The sequence below is a fragment of the Veillonella sp. CNR 79/14 genome, from assembly GCF_003992185.1.
GTDB lineage: Bacteria > Bacillota > Negativicutes > Veillonellales > Veillonellaceae > F0422.
On the sequence record NZ_RQVH01000014.1, the window covers coordinates 17,972 to 39,886 of the forward strand.

The 21,915-nt window shown below is 40.2% G+C and carries 19 protein-coding genes; 3 read left to right on the forward strand and 16 right to left on the reverse strand.

Annotation, left to right across the window (positions count from 1 at the left end; translation table 11 throughout):
* Window positions 1–78: 78 nt before the first annotated feature.
* From EO119_RS05765 to EO119_RS05815, 11 genes are all read right to left on the reverse strand, one after another.
* The gene (locus EO119_RS05765; RefSeq protein WP_126940990.1) at window positions 79–2,505 is read right to left on the reverse strand and encodes a homocysteine S-methyltransferase family protein; all 2,427 of its coding nucleotides are present in this window, start codon (window positions 2,503–2,505) and stop codon (window positions 79–81) included.
* Between the two features lie 374 nt (window positions 2,506–2,879).
* Window positions 2,880–3,575: a vitamin B12 dependent-methionine synthase activation domain-containing protein gene (locus EO119_RS05770; protein ID WP_126940991.1), complete on the reverse strand. Its 696-nt coding sequence runs from the start codon at window positions 3,573–3,575 to the stop codon at window positions 2,880–2,882.
* 142 nt (window positions 3,576–3,717) lie between these two features.
* Window positions 3,718–4,431, reverse strand: a complete 714-nt coding sequence (gene rsmG, locus EO119_RS05775) for a 16S rRNA (guanine(527)-N(7))-methyltransferase RsmG (protein WP_126940992.1) — start codon at window positions 4,429–4,431, stop codon at window positions 3,718–3,720.
* 1 nt (window position 4,432) lies between these two features.
* On the reverse strand, window positions 4,433–6,307 hold the full coding sequence (mnmG, locus tag EO119_RS05780; protein WP_126940993.1) for a tRNA uridine-5-carboxymethylaminomethyl(34) synthesis enzyme MnmG: 1,875 nt from the start codon (window positions 6,305–6,307) through the stop codon (window positions 4,433–4,435).
* 8 nt (window positions 6,308–6,315) lie between these two features.
* Window positions 6,316–7,701, reverse strand: coding sequence for a tRNA uridine-5-carboxymethylaminomethyl(34) synthesis GTPase MnmE (mnmE, locus tag EO119_RS05785; RefSeq protein ID WP_126940994.1), 1,386 nt, complete (start codon window positions 7,699–7,701; stop codon window positions 6,316–6,318).
* Window positions 7,702–8,034: 333 nt separating this feature from the next.
* Window positions 8,035–8,640, reverse strand: a complete 606-nt coding sequence (locus EO119_RS05790) for a hypothetical protein (RefSeq protein WP_126941002.1) — start codon at window positions 8,638–8,640, stop codon at window positions 8,035–8,037.
* Window positions 8,641–9,077: 437 nt separating this feature from the next.
* Window positions 9,078–9,749: a respiratory nitrate reductase subunit gamma gene (narI, locus tag EO119_RS05795; RefSeq protein ID WP_126940995.1), complete on the reverse strand. Its 672-nt coding sequence runs from the start codon at window positions 9,747–9,749 to the stop codon at window positions 9,078–9,080.
* Complete coding sequence (gene narJ, locus EO119_RS05800; protein ID WP_126940996.1) at window positions 9,746–10,270, reverse strand: nitrate reductase molybdenum cofactor assembly chaperone; 525 nt, start codon at window positions 10,268–10,270, stop codon at window positions 9,746–9,748. Before narJ ends, narI begins: the two co-directional genes overlap by 4 nt.
* Window positions 10,270–11,697, reverse strand: a complete 1,428-nt coding sequence (gene narH, locus EO119_RS05805) for a nitrate reductase subunit beta (RefSeq protein WP_126938088.1) — start codon at window positions 11,695–11,697, stop codon at window positions 10,270–10,272. Before narH ends, narJ begins: the two co-directional genes overlap by 1 nt.
* Complete coding sequence (locus EO119_RS05810) at window positions 11,687–15,361, reverse strand: nitrate reductase subunit alpha (RefSeq protein ID WP_062402219.1); 3,675 nt, start codon at window positions 15,359–15,361, stop codon at window positions 11,687–11,689. The genes narH and EO119_RS05810 overlap by 11 nt, the downstream gene beginning before the upstream one ends.
* 72 nt (window positions 15,362–15,433) lie before the next feature.
* Window positions 15,434–16,120, reverse strand: a complete 687-nt coding sequence (locus EO119_RS05815; RefSeq protein ID WP_371666344.1) for a Crp/Fnr family transcriptional regulator — start codon at window positions 16,118–16,120, stop codon at window positions 15,434–15,436.
* Between the two features lie 314 nt (window positions 16,121–16,434).
* Here EO119_RS05815 and EO119_RS05820 point away from each other — a divergent pair, with 314 nt between their 5' ends.
* The 3 genes from EO119_RS05820 (at window position 16,435) to EO119_RS05830 (ending at window position 18,930) form a co-directional block, all read left to right on the forward strand.
* Window positions 16,435–17,772 carry an MFS transporter gene (locus tag EO119_RS05820; RefSeq protein ID WP_009353948.1) on the forward strand — a complete coding sequence of 446 codons (1,338 nt, stop codon included), beginning with the start codon at window positions 16,435–16,437 and terminating at the stop codon, window positions 17,770–17,772.
* A gap of 177 nt (window positions 17,773–17,949) precedes the next feature.
* Complete coding sequence (locus EO119_RS05825) at window positions 17,950–18,138, forward strand: hypothetical protein (protein ID WP_062402225.1); 189 nt, start codon at window positions 17,950–17,952, stop codon at window positions 18,136–18,138.
* Window positions 18,139–18,558: 420 nt separating this feature from the next.
* Window positions 18,559–18,930: a cupin domain-containing protein gene (locus tag EO119_RS05830; protein WP_038145013.1), complete on the forward strand. Its 372-nt coding sequence runs from the start codon at window positions 18,559–18,561 to the stop codon at window positions 18,928–18,930.
* A gap of 365 nt (window positions 18,931–19,295) precedes the next feature.
* Here EO119_RS05830 and jag read toward each other — a convergent pair whose 3' ends face one another.
* From jag to rpmH, 5 genes are all read right to left on the reverse strand, one after another.
* Window positions 19,296–20,060 carry an RNA-binding cell elongation regulator Jag/EloR gene (gene jag, locus EO119_RS05835; protein WP_126940998.1) on the reverse strand — a complete coding sequence of 255 codons (765 nt, stop codon included), beginning with the start codon at window positions 20,058–20,060 and terminating at the stop codon, window positions 19,296–19,298.
* A gap of 10 nt (window positions 20,061–20,070) precedes the next feature.
* Window positions 20,071–20,712 (reverse strand): membrane protein insertase YidC, encoded by a 642-nt coding sequence (locus tag EO119_RS05840; RefSeq protein ID WP_126940999.1) that lies wholly within the window; start codon window positions 20,710–20,712, stop codon window positions 20,071–20,073.
* 109 nt (window positions 20,713–20,821) lie between these two features.
* Window positions 20,822–21,049, reverse strand: a complete 228-nt coding sequence (gene yidD / locus EO119_RS05845; protein WP_126941000.1) for a membrane protein insertion efficiency factor YidD — start codon at window positions 21,047–21,049, stop codon at window positions 20,822–20,824.
* Complete coding sequence (rnpA, locus tag EO119_RS05850; protein WP_009353996.1) at window positions 21,049–21,402, reverse strand: ribonuclease P protein component; 354 nt, start codon at window positions 21,400–21,402, stop codon at window positions 21,049–21,051. Before rnpA ends, yidD begins: the two co-directional genes overlap by 1 nt.
* Window positions 21,403–21,472: 70 nt before the next feature.
* Window positions 21,473–21,607, reverse strand: coding sequence for a 50S ribosomal protein L34 (gene rpmH / locus EO119_RS05855; protein ID WP_004692946.1), 135 nt, complete (start codon window positions 21,605–21,607; stop codon window positions 21,473–21,475).
* Between the last annotated feature and the right edge of the window lie 308 nt (window positions 21,608–21,915).

A 21,915-nucleotide genomic window follows, 5' to 3' on the forward strand; every position in this document is an offset into this window, starting at 1 on the left:
ATCTAATTCTTCTAGATACCTCATCCCATGGAGTAACTCTTCTAAGAATTCTGCCTACTAAGTGTTATAGTATGCTAACTATTCATCACCTAATAAGCCTTTCACTATGTTCACCGCAGAGATACCATCTTTAGCATAAGAATCAGCACCGGCTTCATCTGCATAGGCCTGGGACAATACTGCACCGCCTACGAGGACTTTCGCATTGACGCCAGCTTCACGTACTGCCGCAATAGTTTCATTAATCATCGGCATCGTTGTCGTCATCAAGGATGCTATACCAATAATCGGCGCATTGTGTTCTTTCGCTGCTGCAACGATTTCTTCTGGAGACACATCTTTACCTAAGTCCACAATTTGGTATCCATTGTTTTCTAACAAGGCAGATACGATATTTTTACCTAAGTCATGAATGTCACCTTTTACCGTAGCTAAGATAATCGTCGCTTTCTTCTCTGCTGTACCTTCTGGCAACACTTCTTTAATCGTTGTGAAAGCTGCTTGCATCGTTTCTGCGGCTAGCATAACTTGTGGTAAAAAGGCTTTACCAGATCCGAATCTTTCACCAACTACTGCCATAGCATCGGATAAACCTCTACGAGTCACCTCTAATGGATCTAACCCTTGTGCTAATGCTTCTTTTACCAACGGTACAACCGCCTCTTTTTCCCCTTGTTCTACAGCATGCTTAATACATTCAATAGGATCATCACTATGGAATGCTTCTGCTGTGGCTTTCACCTTTTTCGTCACCACTGCATTTTCATCGTCATCACCATATTCAGCAATAAAATCCGCTGCAGCTGGGTCAAAGCCCATAAATGTACGGCCTGTAATGAAAGCTTTTCGTACGATTTCATTCATTGGGTTCATAATAGGACAAGTCAAGCCACTGCTCAATGCCATCGTCAAGAATTGTGCATTCAAGTACGCCCGCTGTGGCAAGCCAAAGGATATATTAGATAAACCCATCACTGTTGGGAATCCAAAAGTTTCTGCATAGAGTTTTAATGTTTTTAATGTTTCTCGTGCTGCATGTTGACTACTTGCTAAGGTCAACACCAATGGATCCAACAACAAGTCATTTGGACGTAAACCATAGTTATACGCTTCTAAGACGATTTCCTTCGCCAAGGACACACGCTCTTCTGCCGTTTCTGGTAATTCTTTTTTACCTAATGGCAAGCACAATAACGCTGCGCCATAGCGTTTTGCTAATGGTAATACCGCTTCCAATTGTTCTGGCTCTGCGTTCACAGAGTTCAACAATGGACGACCTGGGTAAGCTTTCAAACCAGCTTCCATCGCCACTGGATCCAATGTGTCGATGGATAAAGGAACCTCTACAAGCATCGTTAATTCTTCGATAGCTCGTTTCATCGTTTCCCCTGGATCAACGCCTGTGACACCCATGTTAACATCCAACACGTCTGCCCCAGCTTCTACTTGGGCTAAAGCATCTTTTTTCACCATCAAGAAGCTACCCTTGCGAATTTCTTCTGCCAACACTTTACGGCCTGTTGGATTAATGCGTTCCCCGATGATGATTGGTTTTTCTTGCAAACCTACTTTCACTACGCTAGTACGACTTGTGAAAGCCGTAAACGGTTCTACATGTGGTCGTTCTGCCGGTGTATGTGCTCGTGCCGCTTTGGCAATAGCTTCAATATGTTTTGGCGTACTACCACAACAAGCACCTAAATACGTTGCCCCTGCATCGAGGAAACGAGGTGCATATTCGCCCATCTCTTCTGGTCCTAATGGGAAGATAGTTTCTTTCCCTACGAGTTGTGGCATACCTGCATTCGGCTGAATACTAATTGGCAAGTTCGTTACTGCTGCCATGCGTTCTACGAGCGGCAATAATTGTTCAGGTCCTAAGGAACAGTTAATACCTACGATATCTGCTTCCATAGCATCCATCAAGATAGCTGCTGCTTCTGGTGGTGTGCCTGTAATAGTACGTCCATCTTCGCTGAAAGAGAACTGACAGATAATTTTTACATCGTCTTTTGTTTTTCCTAACTCATCACGAGCATCTTTAGCCCCCAACAAGGCAGCACGCATTTCTTGGATATCGATGATCGTTTCAATAATCAGGTAATCTACCCCTGCATCGATAAGAGCTCTTGCTTGGCCTTTGAAAGTCTCATAAATCTCATCAAATTGAGCCACCCCTAATGGCGCCATAAAACGACCACTAGGACCCATATCACCTGCGATTTTTGCATTCGGATTAATCTTATCACGAGCCGCTTGTGCTACTTTCACAGCAGCCCGATTGATTTCATCCATGCGATGACCCAATTGGTATTCATCCAGTTTTAAAGCTGTCCCACCAAAGGTATTAGTCGTAATAATATCACTACCGTGACGCAAATATTCTGCGTGGATGTGCTCCACCACGTCCGGATGTTCTACGTTAAATAATTCTGGACAAGCCCCGTCACCAAGACCTGCCGCCTGCAGCATGGTACCCATGCCACCATCTATAATATATACCATATGTCCCTCACTTATGTATCAGGCACATTGCTCGCCCAAGGCAATATACTTCACATGGGTATGCATCTACTCTTCCCTGTAGGTTCTCATACACCATATTACTTATCTATACATCTAATTATTATTCTTAATCAAAGTTTCTTTGTTAGCATCTTACAGTTATCAGTATGACATAAAGTACCTCTACAGCAGCTAAGCCATATACAACTACTATAAAAACTTATACTGATTAACACTATATACCAATGATAGTATTACTAATAGTTATTATACCTTACACAAATATCAATTATATTGCAAAAAGTATAACTATCATAAGGATATCCCACATAGGATACCTTTTCAGTACTATCCATCACAAACGGTACATTTGTTTAAATGCACGACGTCGTCCCCTTCTCTGGCAACTTTCGAGAGGCACAATCTACTTGGCTACAAGATGTGCAGCCTCGTTGTGTTTTTGGTCCTTCTTCATCTACTGTTTGACATCCCACGATAGCCGTTACCGATTTACGTGGAAATAACATACTTGTGTCTGTCACCGTCAACCCAATTTCTTCTGTTTTAATGATCTTAGCAAATTCTTGCTGTACTGTGACAGGCCAGTTGCCATAGCCTGGGCTAAAGCGCCATGTCGTTTTAAAGCCTTGTTTTTTTGCCTCTCTGTCGATGAGTTCATTTACCTGATCTGCCACTTGTTCTACGGCGGTTGTAGCCGCTGCATCCACAAGAAGACCTAGTGTAGATTTGCCTTCTTTAAATAAAGTAGAACTGCGTTCTTCTACAGCTTCTCCTACTGTGACAGCGAGAACATATACTTTTTTAGCATTCCCTAAATGACGAATGATTCCTGTGGCATCCAGCACCATAGGCGGGTTACTAAGAATTGTATGCGTGTCTGCATCGTAATCATAACATTGGTACACACCACGAGGTTCTGCTACTAGTTGCACTTCTAGGGCAGCTTCTTTCACATACTGCTCTGGAAATCCCTCCGCATGCTTTAATCCGGAGTATCGTTTTATTTCATCTTCATTGAGTTTTGGTAATCGTCCGTTATAGATTGCCATTGTCTCACCTCAATCTTGTATTGCAAATATAAAACATGTGCGAACACAACGTGACCGCACATGTAAAGAGTACTCATTAAGTATATCATAGATATAACTTATAAGCATTTTTCTATATTTTATTATGAGTTATAGTGCATAGCTATAAAGGTTTTATTTTAATCTCCTTTGGTTTTCGAGGGTATTTCTTAGCCGTAGGTTTTACCTTTTTGATATACACAATAGCTCGTTTATCCTCTAAGGTCGGTAACGTCACTTCTTTGACCTCTACAATTTCACCGCCCAAGATGGATAAAGCACGTTTACTTTCCTCTAATTCTTCTTGCACGATAGAGCCTTTTAATGCCACCATGTAGCCCCCTACTTTCACATAGGGAAGTCCCCATTCCAATAAGATGGATAAACGAGCCACCGCACGGCTAGTGAGAAGATCGAAAGATTCCCGGTACTCTTGATGTGCCAAATCTTCTGCACGGCCATGTAAAGTTTGTAATCCTTGTAAGTCTAAGTCCTCAATAACACCATCTAAAAAGCGGAGTCGCTTTTGTAAAGAGTCAAATAAAGTAATTTGCAAGGACGGATCATAGATGCCTAGGGGAACACCTGGAAAACCTGCACCAGTCCCTAAATCGATGACCGTTGCACCTTTTGTAAAATACTTAGGGTCATAACAAGATAGAGAGTCAACCACATGTTTTAAAGCAAATTCTTCTGGCTCAGTAATTCCCGTCAAATTCATATGCTCATTGGTGGTCACTACTTGTTCATAAAACCGTTGCAGTTGGTCAATTTGTGTATCTGTGAGGTCCAAACCATAAGTGTTGGTGTGGGCTTTCACATAGTCTGAAAATATCATATTAACCTCTTTCACGGTAGTACTGCTCAATTTGCACTAAGAGCACAGAAATGTCCGCAGGGGACACCCCAGAAATACGGCTCGCTTGACCAATGGAATGGGGGCGTACAGCGTTCAATTTTTGAATGGCTTCTAAAGATATACCTTTCATCGCTGTATAATCCCAATCTTGAGGAATAATTTTCGCCTCTAACTTACGCACTTTTTCCACTTGTTCTAGTTGCTTTTTAATATAGCCATCATAGGTAATGGTAATATCGATTTCTTCTTCTACCGGTGCTTCGTAGCGATGCAATCCGAAAGCCTCTGCCACTACTCCATAGGATAGTTCGTTACGTTTCACCAAGTCGTACGCCTTAATGCCAGTTTTGATACGAGGCGTACCAATACGATCTAATATTTGTTGCGTTTCTTCGCTAGGATTTACAGGTGTATCCGCTAGTAATTGAATCGCCTCTTCAATCTTACCTTGTTTCTCTTTGAAAGCTCTATATCGTTCTTCCTTAACAAGTCCAATTTCATAGCCTTTTTCTGTTAAGCGCATATCTGCATTATCTTGACGAAGTAACAAACGATATTCACTGCGGCTCGTCATCATGCGGTATGGTTCTTTCGTTCCTTTTGTCACCAAATCGTCGATAAGCACACCGATGTAGCCTTCGGAGCGAGATAAGATAAATGGCTCTTTTCCTTCTAACCATAAGGCTGCATTGATACCTGCCATCAAGCCTTGTGCTGCCGCTTCTTCATAGCCAGATGTACCATTGGCTTGACCTGCAGAATACAAACCTTGGATATGCTTCACTTGTAAAGCAGGTGTCAATTGCAATGGATCTAAGCAATCGTATTCAATGGCGTAAGCAGGACGCATGATTTCTACATCTTCCAAACCAGGGATAGTGCGTAGGAACGCATATTGTACATCGATTGGTAAGCTTGTACTCATACCTTGGACGTACATTTCGTTGGTGTGATTGCCTTCTGGTTCCACGAATAATTGATGGCGTTGTTTATCTTCAAAACGAACCACTTTATCTTCGATGGATGGGCAATATCTTGGGCCTGTCCCTTCAATGACGCCCGTGTACATAGGGGCACGATGTAAATTGCCACGAATGATATCATGTGTATTTTGATTCGTGAAAGTCAACCAACATACTTGTTCATTGCGGTCGATCCAATCAGACATAAAGGAGAAGGCTCTATGGTGAGAGTCACCAGGTTGCATTTCCATATTCTCTGTGTGCAAGGTTCGTTTATCGACACGAGCTGGTGTACCTGTTTTGAATCGCATTAACTTAATGCCATGGTTCAATAACGATTGAGACAACAATTCCGCTGTTCGCTGTCCATTAGGACCACCTGTGTACGCCAATTCACCAGTAATAATCTTGCCTTTTAAGTACGTACCCGTACATAAGATGATTGCCTTTGCTTGGTATACTTCTCCTAATTCAGACACAATACCTTTCACAACACCCTCTTCAATGAGCAACTCATTGACCATGATTTGCTTCACATTGAGGTTCTCTGTATTTTCTAAAACTTCTTTCATACGGCGTTGGTAGGCTACTTTATCGGATTGGGCCCGCAAGGAATGTACCGCAGGTCCTTTTCCCGTATTGAGCATGCGCATTTGAATGGCTGTCGCATCTGCATTAATGCCCATTTCACCGCCCAATGCATCTAGTTCGCACACTAGATGACTTTTACCAGGTCCCCCAATGGCTGGGTTACATGGCATAAGAGCAATGTTATCTAAATTCAATGTAGCCATCAAGGTACGGTGCCCCATGCGAGCTGTGGCTAACGCAGCTTCACAACCAGCATGACCACCGCCAATGACGATCACATCATACGTATCTACTAAATACATGTATTCTCCTATTTTCCTAAACAGAATCGTTTAAATAATTCATCCACCATGGATTCACGTAAACTTTCACCAGTAATATCACCCAGTAGCTCCCAAGCAGCGCGAATGTCCGTGACGATTAAATCGATAGGCATACCGCTATCTATGGCAAGAATGGATTGGTCCAAGCTAACTTTCGCCTGTTCCATCAAGGTGATGTGGCGCACATTGCTGAGCATCGCCTCATGACTAGCCTGCACAGAACCTCCTTGCACCAAGGATGTAATGACCCTCGCCATCTCATCCATACCTTCCCCTTGGGCCGCGCTGATGGTGACAATCTCTGTGAAAGTCCCCAGTGCCGCAATCTCTTCTTTGCTAACACATTGCGCTTGGTCTGCTTTATTCAAGAAAATAATGCTTGGACGATTCGTAATGAGCTGTAGCAACTCTTGTTCTTCTGGCTCCAATGGTTTAGACCCATCAATGACAAGGACCACTACATCTGCTTTATCTAAGTATTGACGTGCTTTTTCAACGCCCATACTTTCTACAATATCTTCGGTCTCACGAATCCCAGCGGTATCAATTAAGCGCACGGGAATCCCTTGGATAGTCAGAAATTCTTCAATACTATCACGGGTCGTGCCTGGAATGTTCGTCACAATGGCACGGTCCTCACGAAGTAAAGCGTTCATCAAACTAGATTTGCCCGCATTAGGACGACCAATGATGGACACCATCACACCATCACGCAATAATTTACCACGCTGTGCCGTCGCCAATAGATTGTCCATCTTCTCAAGGATGGGAGCTAATCCCGTCCGTACCTCTTGAGCCGATACGTCTTCAATATCTTCTTCTGGATAATCGATAGTTACCTCTAAATGAGCAATCATAGCGATTAACTCATCTCGTAAGGCGCGAATATACTTGGATAAGGTACCGTCTAATTGATTCACTGCCACTTCCAAAGATTGCTCCGTCTTCGCATCAATAATATCGATAATGGCTTCCGCTTGGGTTAAATCAATGCGACCATTCAAGAACGCTCGCTTCGTAAACTCCCCTTCTTCTGCCTGACGTACCCCCTCTGAAAGAAGAACTTTCAGTATTTCACGGACTGACACAAAACCGCCATGACATTGAATCTCTACCACATCCTCTGCCGTATAGGAATGAGGGCCTTTCATCAACACTACAATAACCTCATCCAAGGTTTTACCCGTCTTAGGGTGAACAATATGTCCATAATGGATCGTTCGCGTCTGGCGCTCACCTAGCGGTACAGATTGTTTACTGTGAAAGATACGATTTACAACATCACAAGCCTCAGGACCACTGACGCGGATAATACCAATACCGCCAATCCCCGGAGCCGTCGCAATCGCTGCAATCGTGTCATCTAAAAACATAGTATCTCCTGTCTACATCAATGCCGTCGTTCTAGCATTGAGTAATACCATTTCACATAAAAAGAAAAGGCCTTGTGGCCTTATATAAATTATATCACGCAACCAAAGTAACATCAATGATAGATAGGAGAAAACTCCTTGAGGAACGCCGTTACGAGTAGTAGCCTTTGTGGCGTTCCCTTACTACCTAAATTACACAAACGCAAAAGACCGCAACATGCTCCTGAACAAACCTAACCACTGTATCAGTTTGAGAAGGAGTATGTTGCGGTCTTTCCTTTCCCCTATTCAATTACGAACGCCACAAGACTACATAGCGGAATAAGTGACGACTTAGTTTCTTTTCTTAAGCATCCAATAGATATAATAGATCACTAGTCCATATGTAAGTACATCATATACTTGTAAGAATGGAACCATGGCAGATAATCGTTTAAATCCATGTACGTGGATATTAGCACCAATTAAAGCTACCAAATTCAATCTATGAATCCATACAGCTGCTTTACGAGGCATAGATGTAGCGATACCTTTAAACCAAGGCGTTAGGAATAAAATCCCTACTAGAAAAGCAATAAACATCCCTACAAGAGCTACGTAGCCGCCCCACCAGCCTAACGGTGTTTTTGCATGTCCAAAATATACATACCAATGAATACCTAGCATTGCCGTTACTACAATACCTACAATACGGTGTACCTTGTACATTTCACCTACATTATAACGTGTAGTAAACCATTTTGGTTTTGTTGTCAAATACGTTAATATCACCCAAGATGAAAATGGAATCAAACCTAAATAAATCTGCCATTTGAATGGAGGTCTATTTTGTAAATAATATCCATACTCAACCATACCAATCAGTGCTAATGATAATAGAGCAATCCATACTAAAATATGGTACTTGCTCTTAAACTGTTTTTGTCCTGAACTTTCCATCGTCACATGACACTCCTTATCCAATAATACCAAAATTAAAAAATTTAATATTGTTAATAGTATAACAATATTAATTCTCACTGTAAAGTAATTCATAGTATAGATTTATCATTCTATATAGAACTTTTATGTATTCATATTAGATAAAATATATCATGTACATATTACTATCCCTAAGAAACGCCATTACAAGTAGTAGCCTTGTGGCGTTCCCTTACTATCTAAATGACATAAACACAGAATCCCCTGAGGAGTGCCGTTAGGCGTAGTAGCCTTTGTGGCGGATCTTACTGACAAAATTGAACAAACACAAGAAGAGCACGGCGTGCCCCGAACAAACATTATGAAATACCGTTTGAGAGGGGGTATGCCGTGCTCTTCCCTTTATCATATTCAGTTACAAACGCCACAGGCTACATAGCGGAACAAGTGACGACCTAGCGACGGTCTCTTTTTCTATACACGATAAATGGTCGTGCTAAGTAGTTAAATGGTACGCTTAAGCAATGTACTAAACGGCTGAATGGGAATACGATCGCCACAATCATCCAGGATAGCATATGGAACTTAAAGATACCAGGTACGTTTTCCATTAAGGATGGATCTGGCATCGCCATCAATACACTACGGAACCAAGGTCCAATAGATACACGATAGTCAAAGAATCCAGACGCATTCAACAATGTACCAGCCATACCACTTACGATAGCTAGTGTAAAGAACAAGTACAACCATACATCCATTTTAGATGTGTTAGCGCGTAATTCAGGTGTTGTGAAACGACGTTTCATGAGCATCAAGAATCCTAAGATAAATAGGAAACCAGCTACAGCACCCATGTACAACGCGCCTTGGTGGTACATATGGTCATCCACACCGATCATAGCAGTCCAAGTTTTAGGAATTAATACACCTACCACGTGACCGCCGATAACGCAAAGCAAACCAAAGTGGAACAATGGGTTAGCAATACGCAATTGTTTCTTTTCTAAAAATTGACTTGATTTAGTAGTCCAGTTTCTTTCAAAGTAAAAGAAACGAACAAGTGTCCCTACGACAAAGAAGGTGAAAGCGATATAAGGCAGGGCGCCCCATAGAAATAAACTCATAGTACACCGTCCTCCAATCCATTTGCAACAGATAAAATAATATCAAATAAGAATGCATACGGCAGTTTTGCTTCAATAAAACGCTCCCGAATATATTCTAATTTTGGTTTACAGTATTCATAAATTTCTTTTGCTTTTTCTTCTTCGATAAGCGCACATAATTCAAGAATAGCTGGGACAAAGTCTGGCATTTCTTTTGGTAAGTCATAGCCATTTTCAAGGAAAAATGCTTTGTATTTAACAAGTTCTTCTGCTTGTTCCCCTGTACCTTGTAATTCATAAGTAGATAAATACATATTCGTATTCTGACTAAAGTCAAATGTACGCACATATTGATCTTCAAACTCTTTACGAGGTGTTTCTTCCACATAGTCGAAAAATTCTACCAAGGCTTGACGGAGTTGAGGGTGCGCAACAGATGTTGCGTCCCCCTTCCATTCTTGTAATTCATCATACCAAGTGGCATCGGGATAGCGAAGCAGAAATGACGCGATAAGCGCTATTTTCTGAGCATCATTCATTATTGACATCCCCCTGTAGGACAGGCAAAACCACGTTTATGTTGCATATCTGCACGACCTTCACGAGACGCTTTGATATCTGTAGGAATCACAAAACGATCATTGTATTTAGATAATGCTAATAATTTGTACATTTCGTACATTTGATCTTCTGTTAAATCAATTGGATGCTCAGGAGCCTCTCCACCTACATCGCGACGACGCATATATTCACGCATATCTAATACACGTTGTAATACGCGAGCTAGTGCATCTGCATTACCTGCTGTAAATAGATTCGCAAGATATTGTACAGGCACGCGCATTTCGTTTGCATCTGGTAAGTATACTTCAGATGTAATGCGTTGTACGATTGGACTCAATGGCGGTACATACCAAACCATTGGTAATGTACGATATTCTGGATGTAGTGGCAAGCCCACTTTCCATTCCTTGATCAATTTGTAAACTGGAGATTTTTGTGCTGCTTTAATCCAAGCTTCACCAATACCTTCTGCACGAGCCGCTTTTACTACTTCTGGATCATGAGGATCTAAGATTAAATCCACTGTATTTTCGTAGATATCTGTATCGTTTTTGGAAGCCGCTGCTGCTTCTACTTTATCCATATCATAGAAGACAACGCCTACATAACGCATTCTACCTACGCAAGTTTCCGCACAAATTTGAGGCAAACCATTTTCCAAACGTGGGTAACAGAATACACATTTTTCAGCTTTATTTGTTTCCCAGTTATAGAAGATTTTTTTGTATGGACAAGATGGTACGCAATGGCGCCAGCCACGACATACGTCTTGAGATACTAAAACCACACCGTCTTCATCACGTTTGTAAATCGCACCAGATGGGCACGCTGCCACACATGCTGGATTCAAGCAGTGATTACATAGACGAGGTAAGTAGCGCATGAATACTTTTTCATAGTCAAACACAATATCTTCGCCCATTTTAGCTAAGTTAACATCAGAGCGAGCGTGTTCACCACCAGCCAAATCGTCATCCCAGTTAGGACCCCATTTGATTTCCATTTTTTCTTTTGTTACCAACGAACGTGGACGTGCTACTGGTTGGTTATTTTTACGACCAGAATGGATCAATGTTTCATAGTCATATGTCCATGGTTCAAAGTAGTCTTTCAACTCAGGTTGTTCTGGATGATAGAACAATTTCATCAGACGATTTGTTTTAGAACCTGTAGCCAATGCTAATTTTCCATCGCTACCAACAGTCCAGCCGCCTTTCCATTTCTCTTGGTCTTCCCAATGACGTGGATAGCCAACACCTGGACGAGTTTCAACGTTATTAAAGTACATATATTCCGCACCTTCGCGGTTTGTCCATGTATTTTTACAAGTGATAGAACATGTGTGACAGCCTAGACACTTGTCTAAATTTAGGACCATAGATACTTGAGCCTTAATCTTCAAGCCAATCTACCTCCTTCATTTTACGAGCCACAATAGTCATATCCCGTTGGTTGCCAGTTGGGCCATAATAATTGAATCCATAACTTAATTGACCATAACCACCAATCATATGTGTCGGTTTCAAATGAATGTGAGTTGGTGCATTGTGTGTACCACCGCGTTGTTTTTTAATTTGTGCAGCAGGTACGTTGATGTGACGGTCTTGGGCGTGGTGCATGTAGGAAATACCACGAGGAATACGTGGGGATACTACAGCACGGGCTGCAACGATACCGTTTTTATTGAAAGCTTCTACCCAATCATTGTCTTGAACATTGATTTCTTTCGCATCATCTTCGTTCAACCAAATTGTTTGTCCACCGCGGAACAATGTTAACAATTGTTGGCTATCGAAGTACATACTATGTGTAGACCATTTATGATGTGGTGTTAAGTATTTCAATGTGATTTGAGGAACACCCTCTTGTGCATAATCACCTTTCACTGGTGCGTAGGACAAGACTGGTTTGTAAAGCGCCATAGCCTCACCATAGTCACGCATCATTTCATGGTCACAATAGAAGGATTGACGGCCCGTAACCGTACGGAATGGAACTTTATCCTCAGTAGATGTTGTAAATGGAGAATAACGACGGTCTTTATTATTTTTACCTGTACTTGTCACAGATGGAATGATAAAGCGTGGTTGACGTACCATATCGTCGAAGGTAATGCGTTCTTCTTCACGACCTTTTGCATTCTTTTGAAGATCTGTTAAGCCTGTTTTTTCTTCCATAGCCTGCCAAGAACGAACTGCTAATTTACCATTCGTACAAGAGGACAAGGTTAACACAACATTACAAGCTTCACGTGCTTCGTAGATGCTAGGACGACCATGAGATACGAAACCTGGTTGGTCGATCGTTCCATTTTGTTCATATAAGGATTGATATTCATCTGTTACATCCCATGCTAAACCATGAGCGCCTACTTTATTTTCAATATTAGGACCTAAGCCGATGAATTTTTCAAAGATTTTACTGTAATCACGTTTTACGTGTACAAGATTTGGCATAGTTTTACCTGGAATTGGTTCACATTCGCCTTTGCTCCAGTCTAATACTTTACCCAATGGTTGAGCCACTTCGCCTGGGCTGTCATGACCCAATGGTTGTGCTACGATATCTTCGTATTCAGTGAAACCAGACTCTTTCGCTACGCGAGATACAGTTTCTGCCAAAGTACGGAATGTATCCCAGTCAGATTTAGTGTCCCATGCGCAATCAACAGCCGCTTGGAATACGTGCACGTATGGATGCATATCTGTGGAAGATAAGTCTTGTTTTTCGTACCATGTTGCTGCAGGGAATACGATATCGGAATATAACGCCGTAGAAGCCATACGGAAATCGATGTCGATCAACAAGTCTAATTTACCTGTTTCAGGAGCTTCACGCCAGTTGATTTCTTCTGGACGTACTGGTGCATCTTCATCTTCTAATACGCCATTTTTTGTACCTAATAAATATTTTAAGAAGTACTCATGACCTTTAGAGGAGGAACCAATCAAGTTGGAACGCCATACGAACAAGTTGCGTGGATGATTTTCTTTCGCAGAAGGATCTTCTACGCAGAATTTCAACTCTTTATTTTTCAATGCTTGTACGATGTATTGGTTAATTTCAGCTTCAGTACCTGCACCTGTCGCACGAGCATCATTGATTAAATCTTGATAGTTACGGTTGAAAGTAGGGTAGGACGGCAACCAACCTAAACGAGCAGCCAATACATTATAGTCACCAGGGTGTCTGTAACGAGGTGTGGCTAATTTAGATACACGGTCTGCTAGGTCAATGCAGTCAGAACGATATTGTTCTGTAGCAAAGTAGAACCAAGATGTACCATTTTGTAAACGAGGTGCTTTACTCCAGTCGTTCGCTGTCATAATGCCAGCCCAACCTTCTACAGGACGTAATTTTTCTTGTCCTACATAGTGAGCCCAGCCACCGCCGTTAACGCCTTCTGTACCACAGAACATGATCAAGTTAAGGATCGTACGGTAAATTATGTCAGCATGATACCAGTGGTTGATACCAGCGCCCATGATGATCATGGAGCGACCTTTTGTTTGTTCTGCGTTGTCTGCAAATTCACGAGCTGTACGAATCACTACGTCTGCTTTCACGCCAGTAATTTTTTCTTGCCATGTTGGTGTATATGGAGTGTCTTCTTCATAGCTAGTCGCCACTTCACCACCTAAACCACGATCGATACCATAGTTAGCAAGAATCAAGTCGTAAACTGTTGTTACTTGTACAGGACCTTCTTTAGTTTGTACTGTCATAACAGGAATAGCACGTTCAATAATACCTTCATGAGCTTCGTCACCGAAGTATGGTAATTTCACTAATGCTACGGAATCACGTTGGTCGATGACAGATAAACGAGGAGAGATTTTTTCTCCTGTTGCACGGTTTTCAAGACGTAAATTCCATTTTTTAGGATTTGTATGACGATCACCTAATGTACCATTTGGTGCCACTACTGTATTCGTAATTTCATCGATAACGACAGTGTGGAAATCAGCGCCATCTTCTGTGCTACCTAAATCTTGATTGTTCAAGAAACGGCCCGCTTGTAAAGCACCATTGATTTCTTCTACACGTACTAAGAATGGTAAGTCAGTAAATTCTTTCGCATATTCTTTGAAATATGGAGTTTCTTTATCTACATAGTATTCTTTCAGAATGACATGACCCATTGCCATTGCCATCGCTGCATCTGTACCTGCTTTTACATTCAACCAAGTATCGGAGAATGTAGTAGATTCTGCATAGTCAGGAGATACAGAGACTACTTTTGTACCTTTATAACGTACTTCTGCCAAGAAGTGAGCATCCGGTGTACGAGTCAATGGTACATTGGAACCCCATGTAATGATGTAACCTGCATTGTACCAGTCACCAGATTCTGGTGTATCAGTTTGTTCACCCCAAACTTGTGGGCTTGATGGCGGCAAATCAGCATACCAGTCATAGAAGGAAAGTGGAGTACCACCCATAAGGTTCAAGAAACGCGCACCACCTGCATAGGACAACATGGACATAGCTGGAATTACAGAGAATCCTGCGTTGCGGTCTGGACCATATGTTTTTGCTGTATATAATAAGGAAGCTGCTACGATTTCTGTAGATTCATCCCAAGTCGAACGTACAAAGCCACCCATACCACGAGCAGATTTATAACGTTTTGCTTTTTCAGGATCTTCTACAATAGATTTCCATGCTTCGATAGGATTTTTAGCAGTTTTCTTCGCTTCTCTCCAAAGCTCGATCAATTCACCACGTACATATGGATATTTTACGCGTAGTGGGCTGTATAAATACCAAGAGAAAGTAGATCCTCGAGGGCATCCACGTGGTTCGTAATCTGGCATATCATCTGGTGTTTTAGGATAATCAGTTGCTTGATTTTCCCACGCTACAACACCATTTTTTACGTAAATATTCCAGCTACAAGAACCAGTACAGTTTACGCCATGTGTGGTGCGGACTACTTTATCGTAGGACCAACGGTCACGATAAAAATTTTCCCATTCACGACCACCTTCTTCTGTGATTTGATGGCCTGTTGGAGATACGTCCTTCTTGCGAAGAAACTTAAATTTTTGAGATAAAAGACTCATCTCATGTCCTCCTTAAAAATACAAAAAAACCCTTGCCTTCGTAGTGCTCACAGCAAGGGGGGATAACCTTAATCATTCGATATTGCTAATATTAGGATCGATAGTTTCTATATCTAAATCTAGCAAATCGATTAATGCATCAAAGTCACAGATTACCAGATGGTGTTTATCATAGGCTACATAGCCTAACTTTCGTAACTCACTTAGCATGCGGTTTAAACCTTCCCGTGATGTGGCAGTAAATTCAGCTAACTCTTGGTTGCTTAATGCAATGTCGATATAAATACCGTCATCCCGCTTAACACCATAACTATTAGCTAAACGCAATAATGTAGAATAAAATGCACCTTTCTTACCGTATAATAATAAGTCTCTATACTTAGCTTGTTGTCGACGCATATGAAGCGTATAAATCTTCATCATCGCAATTGATAAGGAATGATCCTTAGCAATGGCAGGTTCTAATACATCGTAACGTATACAATAGACTGAGCAATCTTCTCTTGCAATGGCATTAAATACATACGATCTCGTATTCGTCTCATACAAAGGAATTTCCCCAAGCACATTATTCTTACCTACTAATCGTAATGCAAAAATATGTCCTGTGGATTCAAATTTCTTAATACTGAGGCGCCCTCTCTGAACGATATAAAAATGTTCTGCCTTATCGCCTTCGTGAAATAAAAATTCTCCTTTTTTCAGATGAATTACTTCACCTGGCAATGCTAGCAATTGATTGATTAACTCCTGTTCCATACTGTCACCATACATCTTTCAGTAACATCCCATACTTATGAAGTTGATATAAACTTAGCTATATCAATTTCTCAATTACATTTTAAATTTTGCGCTATGTTACTATTATAACTTATTAATAATTATATAAGTTGTGCTTTTTATCACATTCACATTATATTATATCTTATATAATAAGTGTGTGATTTTAGGCACATATTATAATGAAAGTATGGCATAAGTCAATATTTTTTTATACTAATTTGTGTCTTCGATTTACTGTGATACAAAAAGTATCACAAGTTGTACGTTGAAAGGATTAAAGGAGTGTTCTCATGTCAGAGATGAAAATGCCTCAAGTGGGTGCGAGCCGCAAAGAAATTATTGCGAACTGGCAACCAGAAAATCCCGAATTTTGGGAAAAGTTTGGCAAAAAAATTGCTAAACAAAACTTGGTAGTTTCTACCATTGCATTAACGTTATCATTTTGCGTATGGTATTTATGGTCAACCATCGCAGCACAATTAAATGGAGCTGGATTCCATTTCACAACAGAACAGTTATTTACACTGGCTGCCTTCCCAGGTTTAGTAGGTGCTACATTCCGTTTTATTTATACTTACATGCCAGCTTTAATAGGTGGTAGAAACTGGACTTTTATTTCTACAATTATTTTATTAGTACCTGTAGTATGGTTAGGCTATGCTGTACAAGATACAACAACATCTTATGAAACATTCATGATCTTAACAGCTTTGATCGGTTTAGCCGGCGGTAACTTCTCCTCCTCCATGGCTTACATCGGTAACTTCTTCCCTAAATCTGAAAAAGGTACCGCTCTTGGCATTAATGGTGGTATTGGTAACCTTGGGATCTCCGTTATCTATTTCTTAGCTCCATTCGCTATGGGTTCTGCTACATTAGGTAATATCTTCGGTGTCACACCAGCTATCGTTAAAGGCAATGCAGTATACTTAGCCAACGCGGCGTTTATGTGGATTGTGCCTTTAGTAATTATCTTAGCGTGCATGACTCGTTACATGGATAACTTGCCACTAGCAAAACCTAATCCTAAAGCGCTGGCTCAAATTTTTAGCAACAAACACACATGGGCTATGACATTGTTATATACATGTTCCTTCGGTGCCTTCTCTGGATATGCAGCAGCACTTGGTCTACTTGTTAAAACAGAGTTCCCTGAAATTCCATTTGCTCACATCGCATTCGTGGGACCTTTAGTATCTGCCAGCCTTCGTCCAGTAGGTGGTTGGTTAGCTGACAAAATCAATAGCGGTACAAAAATTACTTTCATCGGTTTGATTGGTTTATGTATCACTACTGTATTAATCGCTGTAGGCGTGGATATGCATCACTTCGACTTTTTCTTTGGAATGACTGTATTAATGTTCGTATCCTGCGGTTTCGTAACAGGATCTACATTCCGTATGATTCCTCACATCTTCACAGATGGATTACAATCTTCCTTAATTGCTGGTTTCGTAGCAGCTGTAGCGGCGTACGGTGCCTTCATTACACCAAAAATCTTTGGCTATGTATACACAACATTTGGAAGTATCCACCCAGCATTCGCAGTATTACTAGCTTTCAATATCGTAACAGTATTCGTATGTTACTGGTTCTACGTTCGTAAAGCAGCTAACATGAATGTATAATTAAATCTGATAAAAAAGAGCACGGTTCAGGCCGTGCTTTTTTGTATGCTTAACGATTCTGTTGTGCCATATGAGTTGTATTGAAAGTTACTAGAATTTGCTATTGATTCGCCTATTGTAATATTTAATCGCCTAAAAATATGGTATAATTAGGCGAATATAGAAAGGAGTAGGCGAATGAAAACTTTTAATTATTCACTCTATGAAAGTACTCTATGGGATAGTGAAATTATTAATTTATTAGCACAGATCCATGAACACAAGGGAAAACAGGAACTATTCATACAACAAAAGCCTGCTGTGCTAGATACACTAGTGGAAATTGCAAAGATTCAAAGTATTGAATGCAGTTCCAATCCTAAGTAAATCCACCATAGAAAATATGTTGAAACAATTAGTAGAAGAAAAGTACATTGAACGACACGGAAAAGGGAAAGCCACCTTTTATGTGAAGAAATAATATACCAATGAATTTAATTATACTAAACTAGTAATGCCTCGCCAACTAGTTTTACCATTGGATTATGGCATGTTGATGATAAAAGAAACAGCTCCTATGCGGTTACTCGATGCTGTATTGAAGGAATTAGACTATAAAGAGTTACAGCATTTGTATTCTTCTAAAGAAAATTTGTCAACTGATCTTGACAATATCAAATCCCATTGTTGTCATAAGGATTGGTTTGTTGTAAAATGAAGTTGAATAGCGAATGATATGACGATGATTACTTTAACTGAGCACCCTAAAACGATATAAAATACGAATTTTTGAAAGGAGCAAACATCATGGTAAATGAAATCACAAACGATTTTGCAACGCGACGTTTTCGCGTGGCAAATGTGGCAAAGGCGGGCAATGTCGCAACGCGCACGCCAATCTACAGCACGGAGTCAACGAGCGGTGTCGTCTGGGTCATAAAGCCTGGGCAGACGATTCAGCCGCACGGTCACGCCAATGCAGATGATATATGGATTTGCATTGAGGGAGAGGGCGTCTTTTACCCTACCCCCGGAGAGGAGCACCCCATCGCGAAGGGCGATGTCATCGTCTCAGCGAAGGGCATGTGCCACGGGATGAAAAATACAGGCACGAAGGACTTTGTCTTTGTTGGCATCCTTGCCCCCGTCCCTGCGGATTATTTCCCCATCGAGCCGTAAAGAGTCTGTAGACAGTAGGAACTGATCTTGACAATATCAGTATCACCCTATGGGAAATTAATAACCGTGGATATAACTGAACAACTAAATAGCTATATAAAACCTAATAACTATATTATTTCTTTTTAATATATACACCATATAAAAAGGGGCTGTAACAAAACAGCCCCTTAAACTAAAAAAGCTATGAGTTGATTTTATATATTCAACTCATAGCTTTTTTCTATATTTCTAAGAAAAAGGACCCCGAAGGGCCCTCTTCATAGTTATAGATAATCTGTTACTATATGCCACAAATCATCTATTGTCATCTCTACAGATATGCATATACATCAATATAAAAGTTGATGATATATAGTAGAAGTCTATCGTTTGTAATAAATCACAATATGACGATATGGTTCTTGTCCTTCGCTATCTGTTTTGATATGTTTTTCGTTTTGCAATGCTACGTGAATGATTTTTCGCTCGAAAGCATTCATTGGTTCTAAGGCAATTTTTTGACGTGTACGTCGTACTTTAGCGCCTAAGCGATGTGCCAATTGAATTAACGTTTCTTCACGACGGGAACGATAATTTTCCACGTCCACAACAATTTGGCAACGACGGTGAACTTCCTTATTAGCCACAAGGTTTGTTAAGTATTGGATGGCATCTAATGTTTGACCATGTTTACCAATCAAAATACCTAAATCTTCCCCATGTACTTGGAATGTGATTTTATCTTTTGTAGTCAATTTTTCAATTTGTACAGATAAACCCATCTTTCCAAACATGCCTAATAAAAATTCTTTACCTGTATCGGCAATGAAATCTTGTTCTGCTTTTGTAATACCATCTTCTACTACCACAGGAATTTCAGTATTATCTGTTTCCACAGTATCTACTGCTGTTTCTGTAACAGTTTTTACAACGGATACTACTTCTTCTACAACAGCAGTATGTTCTGCTGTTCCTTCTTCAAAGTATACGCGAACAAGAGCATTTTTTTTGCCAAAGCCTAAAAAGCCTTTTGACGGCTCTTCTAACACTTTCACAGACGTAACAACTCGACCTTGAGATTCAATTTGCGCTGTTGCTTGTGAAGTTGCCTCTTCAATCGTTTTTGCTGACACTTCAATGTAATCCATGCCTAGCCTCCTATTTGTTATTACGATAAATTAATGTTTGTTGTGCTAATTGGAATAGATTTGAAACTACCCAGTAAATTACCAATCCACTAGCAAAGTTTAAACTGATATAGCCAATGAATAGTGGCATAAAGATGTTCATAATCTTCGCTTGTTGATTATTACCACCGCTAGCAGATGTTTGTTTACTCATGATGTAAGTAGACAAGGCAGATAACACTGGTAATATATAGATTGGATCTGGATCACTCAAATTTGGTAACCATAAGAATTGCGCATATTGAGGATCATATGGATATCCTTGCAATGCATAGAATATAGCAATCAAGAATGGCATTTGCACAAGAAGTGGTAAACAACCAGCTAATGGGTTGATGCCTAAGTCTTTGTACATTTTCATAATTTCTTGCTGTGCTTTTTGTGGATTGTCCTTATATTTGTCTTGGATGGCTTTCATTTTTGGTTGTAAATCAGCCATGCCTTTCATAGACTGCACTTGTTTTTGTGTCAACGGTGCTAATATAAGTTTAATAACAATGGTAAGCAAAATAATCGCGATACCATAGCTCGGGAAGCCCATCGCTTTTGTGCCCAAAAACGAATATTCCACAAGGCTTCTCATAAAATCTACTAAATATTGAAAGATTTCCATGCCTACTCCTTTTCTTGTTCTCTGTAGTATACACCTTTGTGTACCCATATACGTTATGGTATGGTCTATATTTCATCCATACAGGTACTCAGGTATTTCCAAAATTGTGCTATGGCAATGGATCGTATCCACCCTTGTGAAAGGGATGGCATTTTAAAATCCGTTTGATGCCTAAATAGCTACCTTTTAAAGGTCCATACCGTTGCAAGGCTTGCAACATGTACATCGAACAGGTGGGATAAAAACGACAAGTACTTGGCTTTAAAGGAGATAGAGCATATCGATAGAACTGAACTAATCCAATTAACAAGTAATTTACAAGTTTACTAATACCCATTAGTTTCTATCCTTTAGTAATTTACATTTTTTGAATAGACGCATCATCTCACGCTCTGCTTGTTCATACGTAGCATTGGCTAAATAACCTCGACCTACAACTACAATATGATGACCTTCGCGCAATTCATGTTGATGCAGACGATACACTTCTTTCATCAAACGTCGTGCTCTGTTGCGCTGTACTGCGCCACCTACTTTTTTACCTGTGACGAAACCAATTTTACTTTTTTGCTTTGCCACTGGCATATGATAGACTACACAAAGACGTCCCACTTCATAGCGACCGTGCTTATACACTAATTGATATTCATTGTTTTTCCGTATTCTTCTATCTTTTGTTAAACTATTCATAGTTATCCTTTAATACCGTACATACAGAAAAACTTGGCTGTACGGCCAAGTTCTCTAGCTGTATATTTGATTATGCAGATAAGCGTTTTCTGCCTTTAGCGCGTCGACGTTTTAATACTAGACGGCCACCGATGGTTTTCATACGTTCACGGAAACCATGAGTACGTTTTCTCCAAAGTGTATTTGGTTGGTAAGTACGTTTCATTACAACAACACCTCCTCATGATAGGTTTATTTTTTCGTATACCATAACATAGTAATTATATGTATAAACCCTAATTCTGTCAATATAAACCTTGTTTTTAATAGCATATATATAAACGATATGTAATATTGTTGTAATAGATATCTATATACATCTATAAATATCTCATATCGTTTATGATACTCTTTATTTCCTTATGCTAAATTCTTTACTTTCATTATAACCTTTATAGTAATAAGTAAAGATTTTTGGGAAGAACTATAGAAAAGTAAAAATGAATCCCAGAGAATGCATAGTAAAGCAAAAAA

What these genes read in the sequence shown, in the direction of transcription:
- EO119_RS05765 (WP_126940990.1), bottom strand. Translation starts at nt 2,505, where the DNA reads ATGGTATATATTATAGATGGTGGCATGGGTACCATGCTGCAGGCGGCA.
- EO119_RS05770 (WP_126940991.1), bottom strand. Translation starts at nt 3,575, where the DNA reads ATGGCAATCTATAACGGACGATTACCAAAACTCAATGAAGATGAAATA.
- rsmG (WP_126940992.1), bottom strand. Translation starts at nt 4,431, where the DNA reads ATGATATTTTCAGACTATGTGAAAGCCCACACCAACACTTATGGTTTG.
- mnmG (WP_126940993.1), bottom strand. Translation starts at nt 6,307, where the DNA reads ATGTATTTAGTAGATACGTATGATGTGATCGTCATTGGCGGTGGTCAT.
- mnmE (WP_126940994.1), bottom strand. Translation starts at nt 7,701, where the DNA reads ATGTTTTTAGATGACACGATTGCAGCGATTGCGACGGCTCCGGGGATT.
- EO119_RS05790 (WP_126941002.1), bottom strand. Translation starts at nt 8,640, where the DNA reads ATGGAAAGTTCAGGACAAAAACAGTTTAAGAGCAAGTACCATATTTTA.
- narI (WP_126940995.1), bottom strand. Translation starts at nt 9,749, where the DNA reads ATGAGTTTATTTCTATGGGGCGCCCTGCCTTATATCGCTTTCACCTTC.
- narJ (WP_126940996.1), bottom strand. Translation starts at nt 10,270, where the DNA reads ATGAATGATGCTCAGAAAATAGCGCTTATCGCGTCATTTCTGCTTCGC.
- EO119_RS05810 (WP_062402219.1), bottom strand. Translation starts at nt 15,361, where the DNA reads ATGAGTCTTTTATCTCAAAAATTTAAGTTTCTTCGCAAGAAGGACGTA.
- EO119_RS05815 (WP_371666344.1), bottom strand. Translation starts at nt 16,120, where the DNA reads ATGGAACAGGAGTTAATCAATCAATTGCTAGCATTGCCAGGTGAAGTA.
- EO119_RS05820 (WP_009353948.1), top strand. Translation starts at nt 16,435, where the DNA reads ATGTCAGAGATGAAAATGCCTCAAGTGGGTGCGAGCCGCAAAGAAATT.
- EO119_RS05825 (WP_062402225.1), top strand. Translation starts at nt 17,950, where the DNA reads ATGAAAACTTTTAATTATTCACTCTATGAAAGTACTCTATGGGATAGT.
- EO119_RS05830 (WP_038145013.1), top strand. Translation starts at nt 18,559, where the DNA reads ATGGTAAATGAAATCACAAACGATTTTGCAACGCGACGTTTTCGCGTG.
- jag (WP_126940998.1), bottom strand. Translation starts at nt 20,060, where the DNA reads ATGGATTACATTGAAGTGTCAGCAAAAACGATTGAAGAGGCAACTTCA.
- EO119_RS05840 (WP_126940999.1), bottom strand. Translation starts at nt 20,712, where the DNA reads ATGGAAATCTTTCAATATTTAGTAGATTTTATGAGAAGCCTTGTGGAA.
- yidD (WP_126941000.1), bottom strand. Translation starts at nt 21,049, where the DNA reads ATGGGTATTAGTAAACTTGTAAATTACTTGTTAATTGGATTAGTTCAG.
- rnpA (WP_009353996.1), bottom strand. Translation starts at nt 21,402, where the DNA reads ATGAATAGTTTAACAAAAGATAGAAGAATACGGAAAAACAATGAATAT.
- rpmH (WP_004692946.1), bottom strand. Translation starts at nt 21,607, where the DNA reads ATGAAACGTACTTACCAACCAAATACACTTTGGAGAAAACGTACTCAT.